General features: G+C 46.3%; 22 protein-coding genes. 14 read left to right on the top strand and 8 right to left on the bottom strand.

The features are described 5' to 3' along the window. Positions 1-89 precede the first annotated feature (89 nt). A complete protein-coding gene (locus HYR79_10655) occupies positions 90-1,163 on the top strand; it encodes a c-type cytochrome (protein ID MBI1822156.1) in 1,074 nt (357 codons plus the stop codon). A gap of 82 nt (positions 1,164-1,245) precedes the next feature. On the opposite strand, the gene HYR79_10650 is transcribed toward HYR79_10655, so the two are convergent. Next, positions 1,246-1,680, bottom strand: a complete 435-nt coding sequence (locus HYR79_10650) for a hypothetical protein (GenBank protein ID MBI1822155.1) — start codon at positions 1,678-1,680, stop codon at positions 1,246-1,248. Between the two features lie 136 nt (positions 1,681-1,816). Then, on the bottom strand, positions 1,817-3,622 hold the full coding sequence (locus HYR79_10645) for a HAMP domain-containing protein (GenBank protein MBI1822154.1): 1,806 nt from the start codon (positions 3,620-3,622) through the stop codon (positions 1,817-1,819). A gap of 227 nt (positions 3,623-3,849) precedes the next feature. Between HYR79_10645 and HYR79_10640 the strand changes: the two genes are divergently transcribed. From HYR79_10640 to HYR79_10620, 5 genes are read left to right on the top strand one after another with little or no spacing between them, the layout of a single operon-like run. Further along, the gene (locus HYR79_10640) at positions 3,850-4,179 is read left to right on the top strand and encodes a (2Fe-2S) ferredoxin domain-containing protein (GenBank protein MBI1822153.1); all 330 of its coding nucleotides are present in this window, start codon (positions 3,850-3,852) and stop codon (positions 4,177-4,179) included. Between the two features lie 3 nt (positions 4,180-4,182). Next, positions 4,183-4,575 (top strand): dihydroneopterin aldolase, encoded by a 393-nt coding sequence (folB, locus tag HYR79_10635; GenBank protein MBI1822152.1) that lies wholly within the window; start codon positions 4,183-4,185, stop codon positions 4,573-4,575. Positions 4,576-4,579: 4 nt separating this feature from the next. After that, a complete protein-coding gene (locus HYR79_10630) occupies positions 4,580-5,191 on the top strand; it encodes a YkgJ family cysteine cluster protein (GenBank protein ID MBI1822151.1) in 612 nt (203 codons plus the stop codon). Further along, on the top strand, positions 5,192-6,136 hold the full coding sequence (locus tag HYR79_10625) for a DUF2156 domain-containing protein (GenBank protein MBI1822150.1): 945 nt from the start codon (positions 5,192-5,194) through the stop codon (positions 6,134-6,136). Positions 6,137-6,156: 20 nt separating this feature from the next. Further along, on the top strand, positions 6,157-7,035 hold the full coding sequence (locus HYR79_10620; protein MBI1822149.1) for an NAD(P)-dependent oxidoreductase: 879 nt from the start codon (positions 6,157-6,159) through the stop codon (positions 7,033-7,035). 62 nt (positions 7,036-7,097) lie between these two features. Here the strand turns inward: HYR79_10620 and HYR79_10615 are convergent, their stop codons facing one another. From HYR79_10615 to bamD, 3 genes are read right to left on the bottom strand one after another with little or no spacing between them, the layout of a single operon-like run. Further along, the gene (locus tag HYR79_10615) at positions 7,098-7,259 is read right to left on the bottom strand and encodes a hypothetical protein (protein ID MBI1822148.1); all 162 of its coding nucleotides are present in this window, start codon (positions 7,257-7,259) and stop codon (positions 7,098-7,100) included. Positions 7,260-7,263: 4 nt separating this feature from the next. Next, positions 7,264-7,908 (bottom strand): bifunctional precorrin-2 dehydrogenase/sirohydrochlorin ferrochelatase, encoded by a 645-nt coding sequence (locus HYR79_10610; protein MBI1822147.1) that lies wholly within the window; start codon positions 7,906-7,908, stop codon positions 7,264-7,266. Between the two features lie 10 nt (positions 7,909-7,918). After that, positions 7,919-8,659 (bottom strand): outer membrane protein assembly factor BamD, encoded by a 741-nt coding sequence (gene bamD, locus HYR79_10605; protein ID MBI1822146.1) that lies wholly within the window; start codon positions 8,657-8,659, stop codon positions 7,919-7,921. Between the two features lie 253 nt (positions 8,660-8,912). Here bamD and HYR79_10600 point away from each other — a divergent pair, with 253 nt between their 5' ends. The 5 genes from HYR79_10600 to HYR79_10580 all read left to right on the top strand — a co-directional run bounded on the left by HYR79_10600 (position 8,913) and on the right by HYR79_10580 (position 17,756). Further along, positions 8,913-10,265: a DEAD/DEAH box helicase gene (locus HYR79_10600; GenBank protein MBI1822145.1), complete on the top strand. Its 1,353-nt coding sequence runs from the start codon at positions 8,913-8,915 to the stop codon at positions 10,263-10,265. Positions 10,266-10,343: 78 nt separating this feature from the next. Continuing rightward, positions 10,344-11,327, top strand: coding sequence for a ketoacyl-ACP synthase III (locus HYR79_10595; GenBank protein MBI1822144.1), 984 nt, complete (start codon positions 10,344-10,346; stop codon positions 11,325-11,327). Between the two features lies 1 nt (position 11,328). Next, the gene (gene rnr / locus HYR79_10590) at positions 11,329-13,497 is read left to right on the top strand and encodes a ribonuclease R (GenBank protein MBI1822143.1); all 2,169 of its coding nucleotides are present in this window, start codon (positions 11,329-11,331) and stop codon (positions 13,495-13,497) included. Between the two features lie 102 nt (positions 13,498-13,599). Next, a complete protein-coding gene (smc, locus tag HYR79_10585) occupies positions 13,600-17,196 on the top strand; it encodes a chromosome segregation protein SMC (GenBank protein MBI1822142.1) in 3,597 nt (1,198 codons plus the stop codon). Between the two features lie 383 nt (positions 17,197-17,579). Beyond that, entirely contained in the window at positions 17,580-17,756 is a 177-nt protein-coding gene (locus tag HYR79_10580; GenBank protein ID MBI1822141.1) for a hypothetical protein, read from the top strand. 7 nt (positions 17,757-17,763) lie between these two features. On the opposite strand, the gene HYR79_10575 is transcribed toward HYR79_10580, so the two are convergent. From HYR79_10575 to HYR79_10565, 3 genes are read right to left on the bottom strand one after another with little or no spacing between them, the layout of a single operon-like run. Then, positions 17,764-18,033, bottom strand: coding sequence for a hypothetical protein (locus HYR79_10575; GenBank protein ID MBI1822140.1), 270 nt, complete (start codon positions 18,031-18,033; stop codon positions 17,764-17,766). 54 nt (positions 18,034-18,087) lie between these two features. After that, on the bottom strand, positions 18,088-18,744 hold the full coding sequence (locus tag HYR79_10570) for an endonuclease III (protein MBI1822139.1): 657 nt from the start codon (positions 18,742-18,744) through the stop codon (positions 18,088-18,090). Between the two features lie 23 nt (positions 18,745-18,767). Next, a complete protein-coding gene (locus tag HYR79_10565) occupies positions 18,768-19,580 on the bottom strand; it encodes an acyltransferase (protein ID MBI1822138.1) in 813 nt (270 codons plus the stop codon). 122 nt (positions 19,581-19,702) lie between these two features. On the opposite strand from HYR79_10565, the gene ligA reads away from it, so the two are divergent. The 3 genes from ligA to glpK all read left to right on the top strand — a co-directional run bounded on the left by ligA (position 19,703) and on the right by glpK (position 24,377). Then, entirely contained in the window at positions 19,703-21,727 is a 2,025-nt protein-coding gene (gene ligA, locus HYR79_10560) for an NAD-dependent DNA ligase LigA (GenBank protein MBI1822137.1), read from the top strand. A gap of 220 nt (positions 21,728-21,947) precedes the next feature. Further along, the gene (locus HYR79_10555; GenBank protein ID MBI1822136.1) at positions 21,948-22,874 is read left to right on the top strand and encodes a DnaJ domain-containing protein; all 927 of its coding nucleotides are present in this window, start codon (positions 21,948-21,950) and stop codon (positions 22,872-22,874) included. Positions 22,875-22,898: 24 nt separating this feature from the next. Beyond that, the gene (gene glpK / locus HYR79_10550; protein MBI1822135.1) at positions 22,899-24,377 is read left to right on the top strand and encodes a glycerol kinase GlpK; all 1,479 of its coding nucleotides are present in this window, start codon (positions 22,899-22,901) and stop codon (positions 24,375-24,377) included. The last annotated feature ends 316 nt before the right edge of the window (positions 24,378-24,693 follow it).

Here is a 24,693-nt window from a genome sequence, read left to right as displayed (position 1 = left end):
GAAGTTTTCGCTTGACAAAAAGTATTTAATATTATTTAATAATTATTATTAAATAATATTAAATACTAATTATGGCGGAGGTTATCTCTATGGATTTGCTGAATTTCTCAAGCGTTCAACGGAAGACAACGACTCGATTCATCATCTCTCTTTTAGTGATGCTTTTTTTGCCCCATGATGGGTTTGGCGCGGAAGGTCAGGGCGATTCAATTCAGCCGCCGATTCCTTTAGGGCTGGAGGAGAGCGCTTTTTACGTTCCCAAAGACAATCCGATGACAAGGGAGAGGGTGGAATTGGGGAGGTTTCTTTTCTTCGATAGACGCCTTTCAAAAGACAATTCTATTGCGTGCGCAAGCTGTCATATCCCGGCTCTGGCTTTTACCGATGGGCAGGCTGTGTCATCCGGTATTAAACATTTACAGGGGGGGCGAAGCGCTCCGACGGTGATTAACCGGGGTTTTAGCAAGATCCAGTTCTGGGACGGACGGGCCGCCACGATGGAAGAACAGGCTGTGGGTCCATTAATTAATCCTGTGGAACATGGTTTTGGCGATCATGGGGAGGTGGTTGCGAAACTCCGCGGCATCGAAGGATACGGAAAGGAGTTTAAAAAGGCTTTTGGTACAGATGTTATCACAATCGGCGCGGTTGGAAAAGCGATCGCTTCCTTTGAAAGAACCGTCCTGTCAGGGAACAGTCCGGCGGATCAATATGATTCGGAAGGAAAAGAAGATGCGATCTCTGATTCCGCGAAACGGGGACTGCAATTGTTTCGGGGAAAGGCCCGCTGCACCAAATGTCATTCCGGTTTTAATTTTACAGATGAAAAATTTCATAACCTGGGGATTGGTTGGGACACGGCGACCCCCGATTTAGGACGTTATTTGGTCACCAAAAAGAGTCCGGAAATTAGCGCGTTTAAAACTCCGACACTCCGGGAAATCGCGAATACAGCGCCCTATATGCATGACGGGCGGTTTGGCACTCTCGAAGAAGTGGTCTCGTTTTATAACAAGGGGGGGATTAAAAATCCGTTTCAGGATGAACTTATCATTCCCCTCGATCTGACAGAGCAGGAAAAGACAGACGTAGTGGACTTTTTAAGGACTCTAAGCGGAGAGGGCTGGCAGCGGATCAAGGCCCCCGCGGAGTTTCCTCAATAAGAAAAAGGGCTGAGAGATATCTGATTTGGATTGGGGATTCGGAAAAGCGGCCTCTTCCAAATCCCCAATCCGGATTCCGATTTTAAACCGGAAGTCTTCCGCTGGCGAGCAGTTTTTCTCCTTCTTTAAAAACCACTAGAAATTTTTCCTTGGAGAGAATCTCTTTGACTATTCCGATTCCAAAAACAGGATGGTCAATGAGGTCATTTCCTCTGTATCGTCCTGAAAGGGTATAAGGGATTTTTGTTTTTGAGGATACAGGTTTAATCAATTGCTCCCAAACTTGTTCTTTTTTAACTCTGGGGCGTCGAACCGTTACTTTAGCGTCCGGAGAGACAAAGCGATGTTGACCGCCGCAAATTTTACATTGGACTTTCAACACTTTTCCATCTGCCGCGGCGATGATGGTATGCTCAAGCGGCAGTTTGCATTTTGTGCACATGGAGACGATCTCTTTTCCAGCGGTGGTGGGTAGAGTTTCTTTTCCCGCGGTACCGGGTATGGTTTTGTTGCCCATTGTTATTCCTGTCTTCCTATTGAAATCAGTCGCTATCCTGTCCCGGCGATTTTGATTCCAAAGAATCTCTATAAGGTTAAAAAAGCATTATAACAAGATTAAGAAGGGAATACAATCAAAAGGGCGTTTGAGGTTTTCAGGCAATCGTGGGAAACCGTAAGATAAAAGTGGTCCCTTTACCGGGCTCAGAAGCAACGGTGATGTCTCCGTCGTTTGCTTTTACAATCCCATAAGTCACTGACAACCCGAGGCCTGATCCTTTTCCGACCTCCTTAGTTGTGTAAAAGGGTTCGAAGATGTGAGAAAGGACTTCCGGTTCCATTCCGGTTCCATTGTCCTGGATGTGAATATAAACATACTCCCTGGCGCCAGGTGCGGTAAGCTCTGTTCTTAACCGGATATATCCGGTGTGGCCCGGCAAGGTCTCGATGGCATCCCGGGCGTTAATGCAAAGATTCAGAAGCGCCTGGTGAATCTGGTCTTCATCCGCAAAAATATAGATAGAGTGGTGGTTTGGTTCATAATGAAGCGTAATATCAGCTTCAAGGTTTTTCTGGACGGATGAGACGGTTTCTGAAATAAGTGAGACGACATCTACCCGGGACTTGGCTAAAGGATGCCAACGGGCAAACCCGATCATTTGCTGGATTAAATCTCTCGCTCGCAACGACGATTTTTCAATAACCTTTAAGGCTTTCTGGATAAATTCATCATGGGGTCGCTGTTCCAACAAGAGCTGGGTATAGCCGAGAATGGCCGTCAAAATATTATTAAAATCATGGGCGATCCCACCCGTTAAAATCTCCAGACTTTCCATTTTTTGGGATTGAATGAGTTGAGACTCCAGGTTTTGCTGTAGCGTAATATCTTCAATCGCCAGCACAGCTCCTGAAATGTTTCCCGGATTTTCAAAAAGCGGTATCCCGCTGATATTGAAAATAGAAGGAGGCCGTTTTTCGGAAAGGGTAATCGGGACTTTCCATAATTTAAAGGGTTTCCCTTCCTCCAGTAAATGATGGATGTCAGTCTTAAAATCTCCTTTTTGCACAAAGGGGATATCCCAGACGAATTTGCCCTCCCATTCTTTCAGATAGATCCGGGATTTTGACTGTGAGAGGTAAACGGAATTTACGTTGATTATCCGCGCTGCCGGGTCGATTAAAATCAAAGGAGCCGGAAAAAAATGGAAAATGTGGAGGTATTTTCCCTCGGAGGTTTTGATGGCTTTTTGCTGGGCCTCAAGAGAAATCGACATTTGATTGAAAGTTTCGGTAAGTGTTTTTATTTCATATGAAGAGGTGATGGGGACCTGAAACCCCAAATCGCCTTGACCGAGCCGCCTGGAGGCAGAGATCAGTTGACGAAGAGGGAAAGTGACGATCCGGTGTAAAAGAAAATAAAGGATGATCATGGCAACTGACGTCAACGCCAGTGTCAGTTTCAAATAAGACCAAAACAAATTTTTTGATTCCGCGGAGATATACCGGCTGCGGAAAGAAATGATCATGGCATAACCCGGTGGAGGCTGTGATGACGTTTCAATCGGAACGATGATATCGATCAGATCGTTATTGAGATGGCGGAGGGTTTTTTCTTTTTTATTTTTGAACATCTCCGTTAATATTTCCGAGAGACCGGGATTTTCGGTGTCGGCGGATACTAGAGATGTGTTAAGGTGTTTTTGACTGGAAGCAACAATTTTAAATTGATCATTAATGAGGGCCATGTAGGCAATTCCAGGATCAGAAGCGGTTTTTTCAACTATTTTTTGAGCTGAAACGAAATCTTGCTTTTCGAGAATCAATCCGAAAACCAGGCTTAGTCTATCGGTCAATCGATGAGCTCGCTTTTCTAAATCTTCAGTCTCATGCTGATGTTCAAGTTGGTAGGCGGTGCCGGCGATGATGAAGGCAAAAACGGTTCCAACAAGGAATGTCATCATCGCGATGCCAGTCGAAATGGAACGGCGTTGAAACGCTGTTTTCTTCAGGAAGTTTAAGAAGTTCAAGTAGAGCCCTATCCCGGTGGTCCGGGGAATATAAAATATAAAATAAGATTGTATTTAAAAACGGGTTAATAAACAAGGTCTTTTGGGAAAACATTGAAAGGGCTTGCGAAGTCATGTATAATCATCCGCAAAACCTTTTTTTATCAAGATGGAAAAACCTCATGAATGCCTATTCAAAACATATTTTTATTTGCCAGGGAAACGATTGTCTGCAAAAGGGATCTGAAGAAATCAGGGACGAGTTTAGGCGTCAGTTGATGGAAAAAGAAATCTTTAACACCGAGGTGAAGGTTAACAAATCTGGATGTTTCGATCAATGTCGATATGGGATTAATATTGTGATTTATCCGGAAGGCATCTGGTATTGCAACGTGGATAAACCCGCTGTGAAAAGAATCATTGAAAAACATATTGTGGGCGGCGAGATTGTTCAAAACCTTCTTCATTTTCAAATGGAGCCCTCTGAAAAACTCACCAGAGGGAAATCCTGAACGGTGACTTCTGTTTCCCATTCTTTTGATAAGATTTTAGTCGAAGGCGTTGATTTTTTAGGGCACTGCGGGGTCTCTGAAACAGAACGAAACGCGCTTCAGCGCTTCTCCGCCTCTATAGAATTAACGCTTGACTTGAAACAGGCCGGAAGATCAGGAAACCTGCGGGACACAGTCGATTATGAAGCGGTGTGCAACGTGGTTTTGGAAGCCGGTCGTCAACCCTTTATCCTGCTTGAGTCTATGGCCGGGGAAATGGCGGAGCGAATCTTAAATCGGTTTGCCATTCATGGGGTGCGAATTTTTTTAAAGAAATGCGTCCCGCCGGTGCCTGACATTCGCGGGTTTTTCGCCGTGGAAATTAATAGAACGCAATCCTCCCACCCCAAGAAATAGAACCATGCTGTCCCAAATCGTGCCATCCGACCTTTGTTTGAAATGCGATATCTGCTGCCGTTTTCCTGATGCGAATAGCTTTTTGGCTCCTTTTTTTACGGAGGAAGAAGTTCAGAAGGCTTCTCGGTATGGCCTTTCCCTCGATTTTTTTAATGGAAAAAAATCGGGCAGGATCGGCTTAATCCCTTTTCCAGATGAAATCGAGAGCCCGGGTCATAACGGAGGATGTCAATGCCCATGTTTTGATCCGGCTTCACATCGCTGTTCGATTTATGAAGTGAGACCATTTGACTGCGAAATTTACCCTTTTGTTTTGATGAGGCTCGACCGGCAGGCTTTGCCTGCGGGAGAGCCGGGATTCGGGGGCATTGAGAGCGAAGCGAACAGGCCCCTGAATGTCAATCAGCCAAATGGGGTGGTTTTGGGTATGGATACGAAATGTCCGTTTATCAGGGATCGGTTAAACGGGCCGGAGATCCAGGCCTTTAGTTCCGAATTGGCTCAACGGCTTGAGGCGCAGTCCTATCAGACCCTGTTATTAAAAAACCCGGATCTCATCGGGCCGTTTCAGGAAGACGTTGTCGTCCTCTTCCTCTTAAGAGGTTTGTCTGTATAGATGATTTTTAAAAAAAAATCCATTCTTCATCATTTGATCCCGCTTTCTCTTGGCGACAGGCTTTTTTTTAATAATTTTAAAAAAAAAGCCGTTTTTCTTTCGGGGATTGCTTTTCCGGTCATCTGGATATGGAAAGATTTCTTTAATTACTTTGTCCTTAAAGAAAACGAGACGGTTTTTCTGTTGGCCTCGTATGACGGAATTTGGTATATGCCTATTCCTCCCCAGGGAGAAAGCCCCTTAAGTGAGACGATTCCCCGTGCCTTTGAAATGATGGACCGGTTAAATCCACACCCGTCCTTCAGCCGTATCGAAAATTTAGGCATGAAGGAAGTTTCGGAGACTCACGGACAACCGTTTAAATGTTATTTGAAATCCTGGGATTATCTTTATGAAAGAACGAAGATCACGGAGTTAAAGGGAGCCGGTTTCAAAGAAAAAAGATGGGGTTTTAACACGTTTATCAAACACCAGGCCTATGAATATCGTCCTTTTATTCGGGAGGATATCCCCGGTTGCACGGCGTTGTTCGGTGAATGGGGAGCAAAAAAGAAAAACGCCTCGATTCACCAGGAAAAGTCGTACGCCCTCCAGTTAATTGAAGACAGCGCTGTCGCCCATCGGAGGATGATGGAAGAAGCCGGGCCTCTGGGCATTATTGGGAGAGTGGTCACCATGGGTTCAATGGTTAAAGGTTATATCTTCGGCGTGGAACTTGATGAAAACACGTTGATTGTTCTGGCCGAAATCACGGATATTTCTATTAAAGGGCTGGCGCAATTTATCTTCAGGCGTTTTTGTGAAGAATTAAATACCTATCAGTGGGTGAATACAATGGATGATTCCGGCCTTTTACCTTTAAGAAAGGTTAAGAACTCTTATCACCCCTTTCTGCTGGTTCCTTCGTATACGCTTGAACATCGGAAGGTCCCGGCGCTTTTTTAAATGAATGAAGGAGTGGATAAATGAAAAAGATTGGTTTCTTAGGCCTTGGAATCATGGGGGCCGGAATGTGCAAAAGACTTTTAGGGGCCGGGTTCGAACTAACCGTTTATAATCGGACGCCAGGAAAAGCAAAAGAACTCCTTCTTCTCGGCGCTCTGGAAGCCGCGACCCCCGCCGAGGCGGTTTCGGGCTCCGACGTGAGCATTACGATGCTTGGAGACCCTGCTTCTGTCAAAGAAGTGGTTTTAGGGAAAGGGGGTGTTCTTGAAGGGATTAAAAAAGGGGCAACCCATATCGATATGACGACGGTCGATCCGAATACGGCCAGAAGGCTCGGGAACGCCTTTTACCAAAAAGGGTCTTATTTTATCGAAGCCCCGGTAACCGGAAGCAAAATAGCCGCAGCCTCTGGCGAGCTGGTCTTAATGGTGGGAGGAGAGGAAAAAGACCTTGAACGGGTTCGTCCGGTCTTAACACCGCTGTCGAAAAAAATTGTCCATATGGGAAGTATTGGAACAGGGGCCATGATGAAGCTGGTCAATAACCTTTCAATGGCCGGCGCGATGGAGGCCTTTTTTGAAGGGTTTACCCTCGGGAGAAAGTCTGGTCTTGTCCCGGAAAAAATCCTCGAGGTCTTAAATGACAGCGCCCTTGCTTCTCCTTTGCTGAAAATGAAGGGAATGGCGGCATTAACGAAAAATTTTGAAACTCATTTTTCCCTTAAAAATATGGCCAAGGATATTCGATTAGCGGTAACGGAGGGAAAGCGTTTGGAGGTCCCTTTGCCGGTAACGTCCGTCGTTAACGGGCTTTTTGATATTGCGAAGTCACATGGGCTTGATGAACAGGATTTTGCGGCGCTGGTCGTCGTTGTCGAAAAAATGGCGCAGTTAAGTTAAACGATTTCGAAGTCCCACCCCTCAAAAAGAACCTTTAAAAAGGAATTTTGCGAGGAAGCCATTTAACGCTGGAGGAGCCACCCTGCATAAAAGGTGACCACCCCGGTTATGGTCCCGATCAGCAGGAAACCCATTTGATAACTCGAATCGAAGAATAAAATGACGATGGTGAAGGTAATAATGAGACCGATCAATTGGAGTGCGCGTGCCAGGCTATAAAGCATATTCTTATATTATTATTTGGGTTAGTTGCGAGATTTCCTTAGCCTTCTCTAAAGCTTTTTCTTTTTGATTTTTTTTTAATAAATCCAATATATCAGATTCCACCAATTTATTCAAAATACCAGCCCTCCGCTCTTCAGGAACGGACTGTTTATGGAGCTGTCTGCGAACCTGACTGAGCAGATCAATAAAAAGATCGTATTCCCCGCCGAATTCTTTTTCCAATTTTTCACGAATATGCCTGGTCAGCGCGGGGCTTTGTCCACTCGTTGAAATGGCAATCTGCAAATCTTTTTTCGCGATAACTGACGGGACAATAAAAGTCGAATGATCGGGCGAGGTGACATTATTGGCAAAAAGGGAGAGCGACTCAGCGTCCCGGACAATCTGTATATTCGCTTCAACGGAATCCGTGGCGGCAATGACCAGCGCGGCGCCTTTTAAATCCCCCGGCTGGTAAAAGCGGCAAAGGTGGTGGATTTGACGGGCATGGACAAGTTCTTTAAGTTTTACGGTTAAATCGGGGCTTATTAAGACCACATTGGCGCCAGTTTCGATCAGAGAAAGCGTTTTCCGCTCCGCAACCGGTCCTCCACCGACGACGATGACGACACGGTTTTCCAGATTGACGAAAATAGGGTAATAACGCATGGGAGCGGTTTTACAGCGAAGGGAACAATTGGTCGATCTGTTCCCGGTAACGGGTTTGAGGGTCTTTTTTTAACAATTGGGAAAAAATCTCTTTAGCTTTTTCCAATTCACCTGTTTTTTGGTAAGATGACCCAAGGTAAAAGAGGGCATCGTTGGTTTTATTTGATTCCGGATATTCTTTAAGAATCTGATTCATCCGCGCTAAAGCGGCGGGGTAAGCGCCTTTCTTATAATAAAAATAACCGATATAAAATTCACGATTTGCGAGTTTAATTTTTAATTCATTAATATACGGTTCCGCTTTTTGGGCATAGAGACTTTGGGGAGCTTCGGCCACCAGATTTTGAAAAACGGCCAACGCCTTTTGAATCGGTTCGAGGTCCCGGTCAATCGTTTTAATCTGATGGTAATAACAGAGGCCGATCCGGAATTTTGCCAAATGGGCAAGGCGGTCGATGGGATGAAGATCCAGGAAGCGCTGATATTCCACAAGGGCAGATTCATACTCCTCCTTGGCATAGTAGGTTTCCGCGCGCTTGATTAACGTATTGGCGTCAAACGTTTTTTCCAGGTCTTCCTGAGGGGTTTCAGAAAGTTTTTCATCGATTCCTAACAGCGAGCGGAGTTCAGGCCCGATTTCATCTTTCTGCGGGCTTGCGCACCCATTGAAAAGGAAAAGGGCAAAAATCAAGACAAAGAAAAAGGAACCGTTACAGAAGGCAGAGTACAAGACAGCGCTTGAATTTTTCATAAGGTTTAAAACTTAACAAATCCATCAGGAAACTTCAATCCATTTTTTCTTCCCGTCGATGAATATTTGACTTTACTCTTTGGTCGGCTTACTATGCCGGAGTATTCCTGCTTTTTTAATTCCAATTAGGTTACACTTAAATAAAGTGAAGCAACCGGCTAAGCCGGTGCGTAACACGGGGTTCGGGGGCATCGGAGGATTTCACGGAGTGAAACCGGACGGGCCCCTGAATATAATAAGATAAGGATTTGATATGCCTTTTAGCGCTCTCAAGCTTCACCCAAACCTTCTCAAAGGCTTAAAGGACCTGGGTTTTGTCCGCCCGACCCCTATCCAGGCCGACGCCATTCCACCCGCGCTCGCAGGTCAGGATGTCCTGGCCTGCGCTTCGACCGGGAGCGGCAAGACTGCCGCTTTTCTTTTGCCGATCCTCCACCGGCTGATTGACAAGCCTCGCGGGGCCACTCGGGCCCTTGTTCTCACCCCCACCCGCGAACTTGCGGCGCAAATCCTCGAAGATTTAAATGACCTTGCGGTACACACTCCGATCACCGGTGCGGCAGTTTTCGGCGGTGTAGGAATGGGGCCTCAGGAGCACGCTTTCAGGAGCGGGGTTGACGTCCTCATTGCAACGCCGGGTCGTCTGCTCGATCATTTCAGGTCCCCTTATGCGAAACTCAATGGGCTTGAATTTTTGGTCCTTGATGAGGCGGATCGGATGCTCGATATGGGCTTTCTCCCGGATATCCGCCGTATCCTGCGCCATATTCCTTTACATAGGCAAACGTTTTTCTTTAGTGCCACGATGCCCGGGTCGATCATGGCCCTTACACGGGAACTGCTCCGCACCCCGGCAATGATAAACCTCGAACGTCAGGCTGCCCCGGCGGTTGGAATTACCCAGGCCGTTTACCCGGTTCCTCAGGAGCTCAAATCGGCGTTATTCCTCGCTCTCCTCCAGCGCGGAGAGATGAAGGAGGCGCTTGTTTTCACGCGCACGAAGCACCGCGCCAACCGGCTCGCGGATTACCTGGTTCGGCAGGGCATCATGGCCGAGCGGATCCACGGGAACCGTTCGCAGGCCCAGCGGACCGCGGCGCTTGCCGGATTCAAGAGTGGAAAGTACCGGGTTCTGGTGGCAACGGATATCGCCGCCCGCGGCATCGACATTAATGCGCTCGGCCATGTGGTGAACTTCGATGTACCGAAAGCGCCCGAGGATTATATTCATCGCGTTGGCCGGACCGGCCGCGCAGAGGAGACCGGCGACGCGTTTACCTTTGTGTCGCCGGAGGAGGAGAGTGAACTCCGAAGCATCGAAAAAGCCGTTGGTAAAAGGCTGCCCCGGGTGACCGTGCCCGATTTTGACTATGCCGCCCGCCCTGCGGGACGACTTGAAGTTCCGCTGAATGAACGCATTGCCGCTATCCGCGCCAGAAAGGCGGAGGATCGCACCCGGGCAAAGGCCAAGGCCGGCCGCCGGACCACCCATCCGTCGCCGGGGCAGCCGAGGCCCAACGGGCCGCGGCCGGGCGGCGCCAGGCCCGGAGCATCCGAAGCCGGGCGCCGTAGCTCCGGTCCGGGGAGAAGCGGAAGACCGAGATAATGACCGGGTTCAAAGGGGACCTTCTTTATTGAAATTTAAAAAAGAGTTTTTGAGCCGCTCTATGCTATAATGCCCGGCATGAATCCTCACACCGTGATCCGGGGAACAGGCTCCTATCTGCCCGAGCAGGTGATTTCAAATCAATTCCTTGCCAAAAAGTTAAACATTTCGGAAAGTCAGATCATTAAAAAAACAGGCGTTCATGAACGAAGATGGGCGTCAGAAAAAGAGGCTTCGTCCGATCTGGCCACGATTGCTTCTTTAAAAGCGCTTAAGGTCGCCGGAATTCAAGGAAAAGAACTTGATATCATTGTCTTTTCTTCGACCTCGCCGGATATGACCTTTCCCTCTTCCGCCGTTCTTCTTCAAAAAAATGTAGGGGCGGGAAAGATTCCGGCCTTTGATATTCAGGCATCGTGTTCCGGGTTTGTCTACGCGCTTACCATCGCGGACAATCATTTAAAGCAAACCGGGGCAAGGTTTGCTTTAGTGGCTTCAGGTGAGGTAAAATCGAAGACGCTGAATCTTGGGGATCCGGGAACCGCTATTTTATTTGGTGACGGGGGAGGAGCTGTTGTCCTTGCAAAAACCCGGAAAAAAGAAGGGTTTTTGTCGTTTCATCTTCATTCCGATGGGAGAAAACACGATTTTATCCAGCTTCCCGCAGGAGGGTCGAGGCTTCCTTCCAGCCCAGAAACCCTTAAAAAAAGTCTTCATTCAATCCAAATGAAAGGGCTTTCGGTATACCGGAGCGCTGTCCTTTATTTCGAGCAGGTCATTCAAGAAGTTTTGGACGAGCAGGGTATTAAATTAAGCGAGATTGATCTGTTTGTCTTTCACCAGGCCAATTTCAGGCTTCTGGAGAAGGTTATGAAAAATCTGAAGATTCCCAAAGAAAAGGTGGAGCTGACCATCCAACAGTATGGAAATACGTCGTCAGCTTCCATTCCTATTACGCTGGACCAGGCGGTTTCAAAAAAAAAGATAAAAAAGGGTGACCTGCTGTTACTGGCCTCTTTTGGAGGCGGGGTCACGTGGGCATCGACCCTGTACAGGTGGTGAAATGAGAAAAATCAGAAGACGGATTAAAGAAGCCAGGCGAGACATGACAGGAAAGCTCCAGGTGCATCCTGAGGGCTACGGGTTTGTCCTTTCCGGGGTTTCCGGGGAACCGGATGTTTATATTTCCCGAAACCGGATGCTCGATGCCATGAACGGGGACAGGGTTCAAATTCGGATCGAAGGAAAGAATAGAAAAGGAAAACCCGAAGGGAAAATTGTCCGGGTCGTTGAAAGAGGCCATACTCAGGTTGTTGGAAAATATATCCAAACCGAAACAGGGGGATGGGTCACTCCCAACGACAGAAAAATGGTTCACGATCTTTATATCCCGGCGCTTTATGAACTTCGTCCGGAAGTGGGTGAGATGGTGGTGGCTGAAATTACGGCCTATCCTTCTTTTGGGAAGGGCCCGGAAGGGAAGATTATTAAAATCCTTGGTGAGGCATATGCTCCATTTCTCGATACCTCGATGATTATGGAGGAATTTAATCTACCCAGGGAATTTTTGTCTGCCACGCTTGAGGAAGCAGGGTTCCTGCCGTCTGAAGTGAATGAAAAAATGGCGGCCGGGAGGAAGGACATGCGTAAAGTTGTCACCCTGACGATTGATGGAGAGCATGCCAAAGATTTTGATGACGCGGTTTCCGCGGAACACCTCCCCAACAATCAGATTCGCCTCGGCGTTCACATCGCGGATGTCAGCGCTTATGTCCCCTGGGGGAGTCCCATGGATAAGGAGGCCTATCAGAGAGGGACCTCGGTTTATTTTCCCGATAAAGTGGTTCCGATGTTCCCTGAAGCGCTTTCAAATGGAATTTGCAGTCTGAATCCGCAGGTGGATCGGTTAACCTATTCCGTGGAAATGGTTTTTGATGAACATGGGGAGCGGGTCGATTATGAAATCTACGAAAGCGTGATCCACAGCCATGCGAGAATGACTTATACGGAGGTGTGGGAGATTCTAAACGGCCCCGGAAGGTCTTCTCTCAGGAAGAAAGAACTTCTCGATACCATTTTCATTTTAAAGGATCTGGCTCTAAAGCTTAAAAACAAACGGTTTAAGAGAGGGAGCATCGATTTTGATCTTCCCGAGCCGCAAATCTTAATCGATATTAACGGGGAGATCACGTCGATTTTAAAAGAAGAACGGAACCTGGCGCACCGTATTATCGAGGAGTGCATGCTCGCGGCCAATGAAACGGTGGCAGAACATATGGCAAAACTGGAACTCCCCTTTATCTACAGGATTCATGAGAACCCCTCTCCTGAAAAAATTGAGGATTTTAGATTTTTTATTTCAAGCCTTGGTTTTTCTCTCAAAGGTTCCCCCAAAAAAGTCACCCCAAAATCGTTTCAGGAGGTTTTGGATCAGGTCAAAGGAAAGGCTGAAGAGAGGGTCGTCAACCACCTGATGCTCCGATCCATGAAGCAGGCCATTTATTCGACGGAAAATCCCGGACATTTTGGTCTGGCGGCGGAATACTATGCGCATTTCACCTCTCCTATTCGAAGATACCCCGATCTGATGGTCCATCGACTCCTGAAAATGGCTCAAAAAAAAGAGTATTCCCCTAAAAAAGCGGGGATCTATAAAAAGGAGTTGCCTGAAATCGCAAGCCATTGTTCCGCCCAGGAAAGAATATCGGTCGACGCCGAGCGGCAGGTGGTTGCTTTGAAAAAAGTCCGGTTTATGGATAACAAGCTCGGGGAGGAGTTTGAAGGACATATTACCGGAGTGACCTCCTTCGGGCTTTTTATTGAATTGAACGATATTTTTGTCGAAGGGTTGGTTCATATCTCGTCGCTGGAAGATCATTACCTCTATGAGGCAAAAAAGCACTCCCTGGTTGGGGCAAGGTTCCGGAATGTGTTTCGACTCGGTGATCCGATAAAGGTCAGGGTGGAAAAAGTAAGCCTTGAAAAGACCAGCGATAGACTTCGCACCCACTTATTAATCATGTCATTGCGAGCACCGAAGGGTGCGTGGCAATCTTATCGTAAAGTCTTGAGATTGCTTCACTTTGTTCGCAATGACAGCTTTCTAACTCTGTTCTTGGGTATAGTAATCGTTCAGTCAACGGTTCTCAAGCGCCTGGAACGCCATGGCATACCAGGCACTTTCGTCAATGCCTACCCTTCACTGAAGGGTTACGTTCTATATATAGATTAATTTTAAGGTTTACCCCTTCCTGTTGTGTTTTTTCTTGTTTTTTTAACTTATTCATGATAAATAATAAACGTTTTTTGTGTATCAACTTCGGAGATTAACGGTATGCGCTTAAAAAAAATCGAGATCCTGGGATTTAAGTCTTTTTGCGACAAGACGACGATTAACTTCCAATCGGGTGTGACCGCCGTTGTGGGGCCTAACGGATGCGGAAAGAGCAACATTGCCGATGCCATACTATGGGTTCTGGGGGAGCAGAGCGCTAAAACCCTCCGTGGTGAAAAGATGGAAGATGTTATTTTTAACGGGACGGAAAGCCGGAAAAGTCTTGGATTGTCGGAAGTCAATCTGACGCTGGGCGACATTGCCACCGGTCAGTTATCAGGGGATTTTAGCGAATATCAGGAATTAACAATCACCCGGCGGCTTTACCGATCCGGGGAAAGTGATTATTTAATCAACAAAATTCAGTGTCGGCTGAAGGATATTCGGGATCTTTTAATTGATACCGGTGCGGGGGCAAAAGGACATACGATTATCGAGCAGGGGAAGGTCGATGAGATTTTAAATTCTTCTCCGGCCAGACGAAGGGAAATCATTGAAGAGACGGCGGGGATCTCAAAGTACAAAATCCGTCGGAATGAGGCTTTACGGAAGCTTGACGCTACCCAGCAGAACCTTCTTCGGGTTCGGGACATTATGGGCGAGGTTAAAAAGCAGATGAATTCCCTGGACCGGCAGGCACGAAAGGCCGAACGGTATCAGGCAGTCAATCAGGAGATGAAAAAGCTTGAAGCGGCTTTGTCGGTTTACGAAGGAAAGGCGCTCGAGGCGGCGGCTCAGGAATTAAAAAAAGAACTCGATGAATATGAAATCAAAACAATAGGATTGGATACCAAACTGACTCAAATGGATTTCGAGATTGAACAGGCCCGTTTACAGATCGTTGAAAAAGAAAACGAACTCAATCGTTTCATCCAGAATATCAGTGAAAAAGAGGGGCAAATTCAAAAGCAAGAGAGTCGAATTTTGCTCCTCGAGTCGCAGCTGACCGAATGGAAAGAACAGGCCAGACAGGCTCTTGAAGAACGCGCGCGGTATCAAGCTTCTTTCGCGGAGATGGAAAATAAAAAGAACGACTTAAAAAAAGCACATGAAGCCGTTAATATTTTACTGGTCGAAAAAGAAAAACTTCTCCGCGAAAAAGAGAGAGAAGACCATGACCTGTTTGAAAAAGTGAACCGGCACCGGATTGAATTTGACGCCGAAAATTCCAATTTCACCCGAATCATTACAGAAACTGGAAATCTGGCCGCCCGCATGGCGACCCATTCTTCACGCCGTGAAGAAATCCAGAAAAGGCTGGAAAAAGAGTCTGGCGAATGCGAGGAGGTGCGCCGCCACCTCTTAAACTCGAAGTCGCTTGAGTCAGAGGAGCTTAATAAGCAGACCCGTCTTGCGGAAGCGTTTGAGCAAATGGTGACGGAGCGCTTGAGGCTGGAAGAAGAGTTGAAGTCTCTACAGGCTGAATCTCACGGTGTAGGAGAAGCTCTGTCTCAAAAGAAGGAAAAGCTTCATTCCAGCCGCGCGCGGTTAGAATCATTAAATGATCTTCAAAAAAACCGGGTTGGATATTGGCAGGGAATAAAATCACTTTTAAAGGGAAAAGAAACCGGGGAAATTACAGTTGATTTGAAGGGGTGTGTGGCCGATTTCATTGAAGTTCAGCCCCAGTTTGAAAAAGCCATTGAATCGGTATTAAATGAAAAACTTCAAGGGATTTTGGTCAATTCAGTGGTCGAAAGTCATGATTTGATTCAATACCTGAAATCTAAAAATTTTGGAAAAGGATTATTCATATTAAGGGAGCCTCGCCTGTTAAGAGGGGAACCCTGGATTGAAAAAAATGAAGCTGTTTTTGGTCCCGCCCTCGAAAAGGTGATATGTAAACCTGGCTATGAAAAAGTCGTCGAATCGCTGCTGGGTCATGTTGTCATTGTAAAAGATTTAATGACGGCCTATGCCCTCTGGGAACAAAACGGAGGACCGTTTACCTTTGTGACCCTGGAAGGAGAGGTCATTGAAGGTTCCGGTATGATTTGGGGCGGATCTAAAGAAAACGGCGGCGGAGGTCTTCTTCAAAGGCAGAGAGAAATTAAAGAATTACAAAATGACGTCAACCAGTTTTCGCTTGAGCTTAAGCAGATGGATGAAGAGCAGGCACAACTCCAATCACGGGTGCAAACGCTGATTCAACAGAAGAAAAACCAGGAAGAGGCCCTCCATCAGTTAGAAATTGAAAAGACGATGCAGGCAAACCTGCTTGAAAAGCTCAGACATGATTGTGAGCGATTTGAAGCCCGGGAAGCTCAACTGAAAAAAGAGATGGAAAAGGGATTCGAATCGATTTCTTTGATTGACAGGGACGCTCAATTGTTGCAGGTAGAAAGTCTTACGATCCAGGAATCCAAAATTCAACTGGAAGAACGGCTTGCCGGCTTGAAACGTTCCCTTCAGGAAAAAATGACCGAGAAAGACCAGCTTGCCGTTCAACTCACGGAAATAAAAATCGAGGCAACGTCCCTCAAGAGCAAGGTGAATCACACCCTCCTTAATTTAAACGAATTGGAGAATTCACAAAAAGACGCCGCCGCAAAAATCGCTTTTAAAGAAGAAACCGCTTTGAACCTGGAGATCAAGCAAAACGGGGCCCTTTTGGAAAAAAAGACGGTTCTTCAAACCATTTCTGAGCTTAACCAGGATTTGGGCCTGATTAAAAGCCAAAAGACAGTCCTTGTTGAAGATCATGAAGTCTTGATTAACAATTTAAGGACCAAAGAAGACGCCTATCGCCTCAATCGAAAAGAAATTGACGAGGCGGTCAAAAAGAAAAATGATTTAGAGGTCAAGTGGACCGAGGTTCGGATAAAACTGGAACATATCGATCAATTTTTGCAGACCCACTATCAAACAACGCTCCAAAACGCTATGCAGGAAGAATATCCGGAGCTCGAGTATGAATTGGCCAAAACCACCCTTTCAGAGTTAAAGGCGAAAATTGACCAGATCGGGCCCGTGAATGTGACGGCCATTGATGAATTTAAAGAATTAGAGGAAAGATTTAATTTTCTTACGGCACAGGAAGGCGATTTAACGCAATCGATTCAGTCCCTTCAGGAGGCCATTCAAAAAATCAATAAAACGACCCGGATTCTTTTCAATGAAACCTTCGTCGCGCTCAATCAAAAATTTATGGAAGTATTTGTGTCGTTTTTTGAAGGCGGGAAGGCCGAACTCATTTTATTGGATGACAGCAATCCTTTTGAGTCGGGGGTGGATATTATTGTTCAGCCGCCCGGTAAAAAGGTGAGAAATGTATCGATGCTTTCAGGGGGAGAAAAGGCGCTTACGGCGATTGCCCTTTTGTTTGCCAGTTTCTTGATTCATCCGAGCCCTTTTTGTATTCTCGACGAAATCGATGCCCCGCTTGATGAAGAAAATATCAGGCGTTTTACGACGGTGCTTAAAAAAATGACCGATCATTCCCAGTTTATTGTCATTACCCACAATAAACGAACCATGGAGATTGCGGATATTCTCTACGGGGTGACCCAGGAAGAACCGGGGATTTCCAGGCTGATTTCCGTCCGAATGAATCATGCGGGGGCGCCTCAAGAGTTACAGCCGGTTGTAGCATCATAAACTTATCTCATCGTCTTGCCCGCCTTCCGGTTTTTAGAAATATCCGTTCATCCCCTCCCCTGATCCTGGCCACAGTTCTAAAGCTACGGATAAAACTGGGGGTGGACAAGATATCCCCAGGAGATAGGATTTGTAACTCCTTGTTTTGCCTGTCATCGCGAGCGCCCGCAGGGTGCGTGGCGATCTCGGCTCAAGATGGCGAGATTGCTTCGCTTCGCTCGCAATGACAACTTTCTATCGCTGTTCTAGGGATATCACAGTAGCTTGACAGACGAAAATTCTTTTTGGTACCATTTGACTTAGGGATAGAGATAACCCATTATTAATTAAGCATAGCTTCGCTGCGGGGTCGCTTGCGAGCAAGCTTTGTGGGAGGGGTGTAGATGAAAGTCTCGATAGGACGTATTGGGGACAAAGGTTTGGACGCGATTCTGGATAAAGAGGAATTGCTTGAAAAGATGAGTGATGAGCGGGCCAGAAAAGAATATATTAAAGATCACTTTTATCATGGGACCAAACGTCTGAAGGGGGTTATCCTAACATCTTCTAAAAAGAAATAAATTCAGTTCACCTGGTCAGATAAAATTCACCTGGCATATCGACGACGCAAAGACCTTCGGTCGCCGTGGTCTGGCAGGCTCTTTCTGTGATCACGACAGGAGAATCGGAAGTTTCACGAAACGAAATTGCGCAATTTTTACATTCTCCGTTCCAGCAGAACTTGTTCCGGGTTCGAAGCATTTCTAAGTCCTGAAATACATAAAGGAGCTTGTCTTTTGGGACAAGATAAGGCTTCCCCATGATGGTAATGGTGACGTTTTCCGTCGATATTCCCATAACTTTGCTCATATGTATTAAGCTTAACAAATAGATGGAGTTTGGCAACTCAGTTTATCTGGAGGATTTTACTCCGGCCCTTTTACACAGTGAAAGGAGCTTACAGTGACTGCAATGAGGGGATACAGGTTTGCAAAGATTCTGGCCAAAGGCTACGAGCAGGTCATTGTAAATCTTCCAATGACGTTTGGGAAGTTTTTGCCGGAGGACTATTTCGCTTTCATCGGGCGTCTTTGTTTTAATAAACCCAAACCGGTTGGAAATACGGTGCACATGGGTATCGACGCAAATGCCGTATTGATCATAACCAAGCGTTAAGACGAGATTCGCCGTTTTTCTTCCGACCCCTTTCAACGTCAGGAGGTCTTCCAGATTGCCGGGAACTTTGGAATGGAACCGATTGATTAGATCGTTACACGTGTGAAGAATTGATTTGGCTTTGGTTTTATAAAAACCGACCGGATAGATGGCTTTTTCAATCTGAGCCGGAGAAAGCTTTATCATTTCTTCGGGGGTGGAGGCAAGGGTGAAAAGCCTGTTGGACGCCTCAAACGTTGTTTTGTCTTTCGTTCTCAAACTAAGGATGGTCGAAATAAGAACCAGAAAGGGATCTCTGGACTCATTGGCGATGACGCCGACAACAGGGATTTTCCACTGTTTGATTTCTTTTTTTAGAATTGAAACCGCTTTATTAATTCCGGCAAGATCCATTTTTAACGACGGGAGTTTTTGGATTATTCCTCGGGAGGAGAGAGCAAAGCCTCGTAAAACTCAGACCTTCTGTCTTCAAAAAGATGATTGTACCTGTTGATCGATTTTTTCTTTGCTTCCGCGGGATTGATTTCCATAATTTGCATCTCACTCTTTTCGCTTGAAGCCCGGTAGAGAACCTCTCCTTTAGGGCTGACGATTTGACTCATGCCGATGTAGGTGAGGCGTTCTTTCCCTTCCCGTTCCTCGAAACCCACCCGATTGGCGGTGATGGCAAAAACCCTGTTTTCAAGACAACGGGTAATCATGGCCTGGGGACAGTGCGGAAGGACAAGATTGGAGGGGTGGCAGATAATGTCTGCGCCAGCCAGGGCTAGAACGCGGAATACCTCCGGGAAAAACCAATCAAAACAGATCATCATGCCAATCTGGGCTTTGCCGATGTCGTGGACCTTCAGGTGTTTGTTACCCGGGGAAAACCAAAGTTTCTCTTCATAAAAAAGGTGGATTTTACGATAGACATCGATAAAACCTGAAGGGCCGACGAGAATAGACGAATTAAAAAATAATTTACCCTTTTTCTCAGGCAATCCGGCGACGATATACATTTTTTTCTGTTTGGCAATTCTGATTAATCTTTTGGTCGTATAGCCGTCCGGGATTTCTTCTGAAAGGGAAGAAACTTCTGATTTGGAGGTAAACTGGTACCCGGAGTTAAAAAACTCAGGAAGGACGATCAGGTCGGCATTTGCGGAAGAGAGCATTTCGATCACTTCATCAACGTTTGCCTTTTTCTCGCCAAAACCCGGCCGGGTTTGAATAAACCCGATTTTAATCCAATTTTTCATGCCATTTGTCCTCAAAAAAGGGTAGCATACCTATTACAAATAAAACAATAGATTTGGATTTTTAATTATGATGAAATAAGGGGTAAAGGAGACCCCATGAGAAGAATAAAATGACGATGGACCCCATTCTGAAAGAAATCAAAGCGCTTCGGGAGCAAATCAATCATCATAATTATCTTTATTATATCTTAAATCAGCCTTCCATTTCCGATGCCGAGTATGATCGGTTTTTCAAACAGCTCGTTGAACTTGAAAAAAAATATCCGGAATTTCTTGCCCCCGATTCTCCGACCCAACGGGTGGGCGCCCCTTTAGAAAGCCTGGGCAAGACGGTTCTTCATGATCTTCCGATGCTAAGCCTTGACAATGCGTTTTCTGAAGAGGAGGCGCTTGAGTTTGATAAACGAGTTCGAAAGGTGATCCAAAGGGAGGAAATTGAATACGTCGTCGAACCGAAATATGACGGCGTCTCCTCCTCTTTAGTTTATGAGAACGGTCTTTTTACCCGGGGATCGACCAGGGGAGATGGATTTAGGGGAGAAGATATCACCGGCAATTTGAGAACCATTCAGACGATCCCGCTGCGTCTCAGAAAAATGCCCGGGCTCGAAGGCTCCGACGCCCCATTTCCCCGGCACATTGAAATCCGCGGTGAAGTTCTAATCCCAAAAGAGGTTTTTAAGGAGATCAACCGAATTCAGGCCGAAAACGGCCTCCCGATATTTGCCAACCCCAGGAACTCGGCTTCCGGGTCATTAAGGCAGTTAGACCCCGCGATTACCGCCCGGAGGAACCTTCATTTCTATGCATGGGGAACAGGCAAAGTCGAGGGGGCCCGATTTCATTCCCAGATCGGACTTCTCAATCAGTTGAAAGAATGGGGATTTAGGGTGTCTCCTGAGATGACCCTCTGTCCGTCAATCGAAGCCGCCGTTCAGAAACATCATCAGATTGAAACCGGGAGAAAAGAAATGACCTTTGATATCGACGGCGTGGTCATCAAGGTCAATAAAATAGACGATCAGCAAAAACTCGGAGAAACTGCCCGTCATCCGAGGTGGGGGCTGGCCTATAAATTTAAACCGATGCAAATGACGACCCGAATTCTGAAGATCGAGGTTCAGGTCGGACGGACCGGTATTTTAACCCCTGTCGCTATTTTAGAGCCGGTGGAAATCGGCGGGGTTACCGTTTCGAGGGCGACCCTCCATACCGAGGGAGAGATGCTTGAAAAAAATGTCCTGGTCGGAGATACCGTATTCGTCGAACGGGCGGGGGACGTTATTCCGGAAGTGATTAAACCGGTTGTTGAAAAACGGACAGGACAGGAAACTCCTTTCCATATGCCTTTAGAATGTCCCGTCTGTCATGCCGCCGTAGAAAAGGAGGGGGCCTATCTTTTTTGTATTAATCTCTCCTGTCCGGCACAGATTCAGGGAAAAATTGTCCATCTCTGCTCCAGAAAAGGATTCGATATCGCGGGTTTAGGCAAGAAAAAGGTCGACCAGCTTTATGAAAACGGGTTATTAAAAAATCTCTCAGATATTTTTTATTTAAAATCAAAAAAAGACGAACTGGTAAGGCTTCCCGGATGGGAAGAAAAGTCAACCCAAAACCTGATCGAACAAATTGAGAAATCCAAAAGAATTTCTTTTTCCCGTTTTCTCTATTCTTTAAGTATACGAGGTATCGGTTCCTCGGTTGGTAAAATTTTAAGTCAGCATTTTGGATCGCTCGATCGTTTGGAGAACGGGGCCCAGGAAGAGTTGACCGGTATCTTTGGCATTGGGCCGGAGCTGGCAAATAATATCGTCCATTTTTTTTATGAAGAGAGGAACCGGGAGACCATCGCCCGTATTTTGAAAGCCGGGGTCCAAATTGAATATGAGGCTGTTCCCGTCAAAGGAATCTGGGCAGGGAAAAAGGTCGTAATTACAGGGACTTTTAAATCTCATTCTAGGGAGGAACTGACCGAAAAAATTGAAAAAGAAGGGGGGGAGGTCACTTCTTCGGTCAGTTCTAAAACCCATTTTATTTTGGCAGGTGAAAACCCGGGTTCGAAACTGGATAAAGCCAGGGCGTTGGAAGTCAGGGTCCTCTCCGAAGAGGAGTTCCTTGAAATGGTGAAAGAGTAGTCCTGCCCACGAATTGCGGCATGACCCAAGAACAGAGTTAGAAAGCTGTCATTGCGAACAAAGTGAAGCAATCTTAAGACTTTACGATAAGATTGCCACGCACCCTTCGGTGCTCGCAATGACATGATTAATAAGTGGGTGCGAAGTCTATCGCTGGTCTTGGGGCACGACAAGAAACGGGATTTTGTGTTTATAGTGAAATCATGTTAGAGTCTTCAGTATGAGTGTGAAATTTAAAGATTATTATGAAGTCCTGGGGGTCAAAAAGGATGCTTCCGCTCAGGAGATTAAGTCTGCTTTCCGAAAACTTGCCCGTAAACATCATCCTGATTTGGCCAGCCCTGCCCAAAAAAAATCGTCGGAAGAAAAGTTTAAAGAGATTAATGAAGCGAATGAAGTTTTGAGCGATCCGGAAAAGCGGAAAAAATACGATTTTTTAGGAGCCAACTACCGCGAGGGAATGGAGTTTACTCCTCCTGGTTTCGGAGCTGGCGGGGAAGGATTTCGCACATCTGATTTTGGCGCTGAATTTGGCGGAATGGGAGCTTTTAGCGACTTTTTTGAAGCTGTTTTTGGTTCGCAGAGGGGGCGCGAGGGCCATCGGCAAACGGCTGCCCACCAGAGAAGAACCGTTAGAGGAGAGGATGTTCAAGCCGAAATTGAACTGACCCTGGAAGAGGCCCACCGCGGCGGGATAAAAAAGATAACCATCGATTTGGGATATGGCCGAAAACATCTCGAAGTCAATATCCCGCCAGGCGTTCGGGAGGAGTCGAAAATCCGGCTTGCCGGCCAGGGACATCCCGATGGAGGAAATCCCGGCGATCTCTATTTAATCGTAAAACTAAAACCCCATCCTCTGTTTAAAATCGAGGGGGATGATATTATCCTGACCCAATTGATTTATCCGTGGGATGCTGTTTTTGGGACAGACCTTGAAATTGCAACGCTTGATGGGACCGTTAGGTTAAAAATTCCCGCCGGAAGCAAAAGTGGACAAAAATTACGGGTGAAAGAAAAGGGACTCCAAAAGAAAAAAGGAGAAAGAGGGGACTTCTACGTTGTCCTTCAAATCGTCCTTCCTGAAAAAATAACGGAAAAAGAAAAAGAACTCTACCATCAGCTTAAGACCCTTTCTTCAAAATAATTAAAAAGAAAAGAAAGTTTCGTCATGGGATATATTCTTGCTCTGGATCAAGGGACGACCAGTTCCCGCGCCATTCTTTTTAATCAAAAGGGAGAGATTGTTTCATCCGCATTCCGGGAGGTGGCCCAGATTTATCCCCAGGCCGGATGGGTTGAACATAATCCGGCGGAAATTTGGAACTCTCAAATCTCTTCCGCAAAAGAGGCTGTTATTAAAGGAGGAATTTCTCCCCGGGAAATTCTTACGATTGGGATCACGAACCAGAGAGAAACCACGATTCTCTGGGATAGATTAACCGGCGAACCTCTTTACAATGCGATTGTCTGGCAGTGCCGCCGGAGCAGCCCGCTTTGTCATCAACTCAAGGCGGAAGGTTTCGCCGGACCCATCCGGAAGAAAACCGGGCTTGTGGTTGACGCTTACTTTTCTGCCACTAAAATCAAGTGGCTGATCGAGAACATTCCTGAAATTCAAAAAAAAGCAAAGAAAGGAGAAGCGCTCTTTGGCACGGTGAATAGCTGGCTGCTATATCAGTTAACCGGGAAAAAAGTTCACGCGACAGATTACTCCAATGCCTCCCGTACCATGCTTTTTAATATCCACAAACTTTCATGGGATCAGGAGCTTCTTGAAAGGTTTGGCATCCCGGTTTCGATACTTCCGGAAGTAAAAAACTCCTCCGAAATTTATGGATACACCCATCCTGATTTATTCGAGGGAGTGTCTATTCCAATTTCGGGAATGGCCGGGGACCAGCACGCGGCGCTTTTTGGCCAGGGCGCTTTTCAAAAAGGTAGCGGGAAAAATACCTACGGGACAGGATGTTTTCTTCTGATGAATACGGGAGACCAGCCTGTCGTTTCAAAAACCGGGCTTCTCACAACGATTGCCTGGGGGCTTGAAAATAAAATCACCTATGCCCTGGAAGGGTCTGTTTTTATAGGCGGAGCGGTGATTCAGTGGTTAAGGGATGAGTTGAAAATTATTCAGAACGCGGCTGAAAGCGAGGATCTTGCCCTTTCCCTTAAAAATAACGGCGGCGTCTATCTCGTTCCAGCCTTTGTAGGCCTTGGGGCTCCTTACTGGGATATGGAGGCCAGGGGCATTATCGTCGGACTGACCCGGGGCGCCGGCCGGGCACATATCGCGAGGGCGGCCCTGGAATCGATTGCTTACCAGGTAAAAGATCTCATGACGGTTATGGAACAAGACTCTGGATTCTCTTTACAAGACCTCCGGGTAGACGGAGGAGCGGTAAAAAATAATTTTTTAATGCAGTTTCAATCAGACATGATAAACACACCGCTTATCAGACCCAAAGTCACTGAAACGACTGCAATGGGCGCCGCGTATTTGGCGGGCCTGGCTGTTGGATTTTGGAAAAATTTAGAAGAAATTCAAAAAAACTGGCAGGAGGAACGGCGGTTTCTTCCTTCTATGGGGGAAACCCAAAGAAATCAATATTACAATGAATGGAAAAGGGCAGTGGAAAAATCAAGATGAGGAGCTTTATTTGGGTGAGGCAAAACCCCACCAAACTGACATTGTCTAAGAACCTGTACGTTTTGAGGGTAGCACCTACAACTAAACACTTCCGCTCTAATAAAAAATTGACTATTACCGTTAGCTATCGACGGTGTTTTCAAAATTGTGCTGATACTTGAGTGCTGGAAGAACTTTGATGGTCTCGTAAAAAGTTTGTTCAATGTGATGGGATGAAAATATTCGATAAAATGTTCATTTTCCCCTTTATTTTCAATGAGTTTTGTGGTAAATAACTTCTTAATTTCATCCTCCTAAGGAGTCCTGATGATCCATA

This window comes from Nitrospirota bacterium (genome assembly GCA_016178585.1).
GTDB lineage: Bacteria > Nitrospirota > Nitrospiria > JACQBW01 > JACQBW01 > JACOTA01.
Note: the sequence above shows the minus strand (reverse complement) of the source record. Positions and strands in the feature narration are given on the sequence as shown.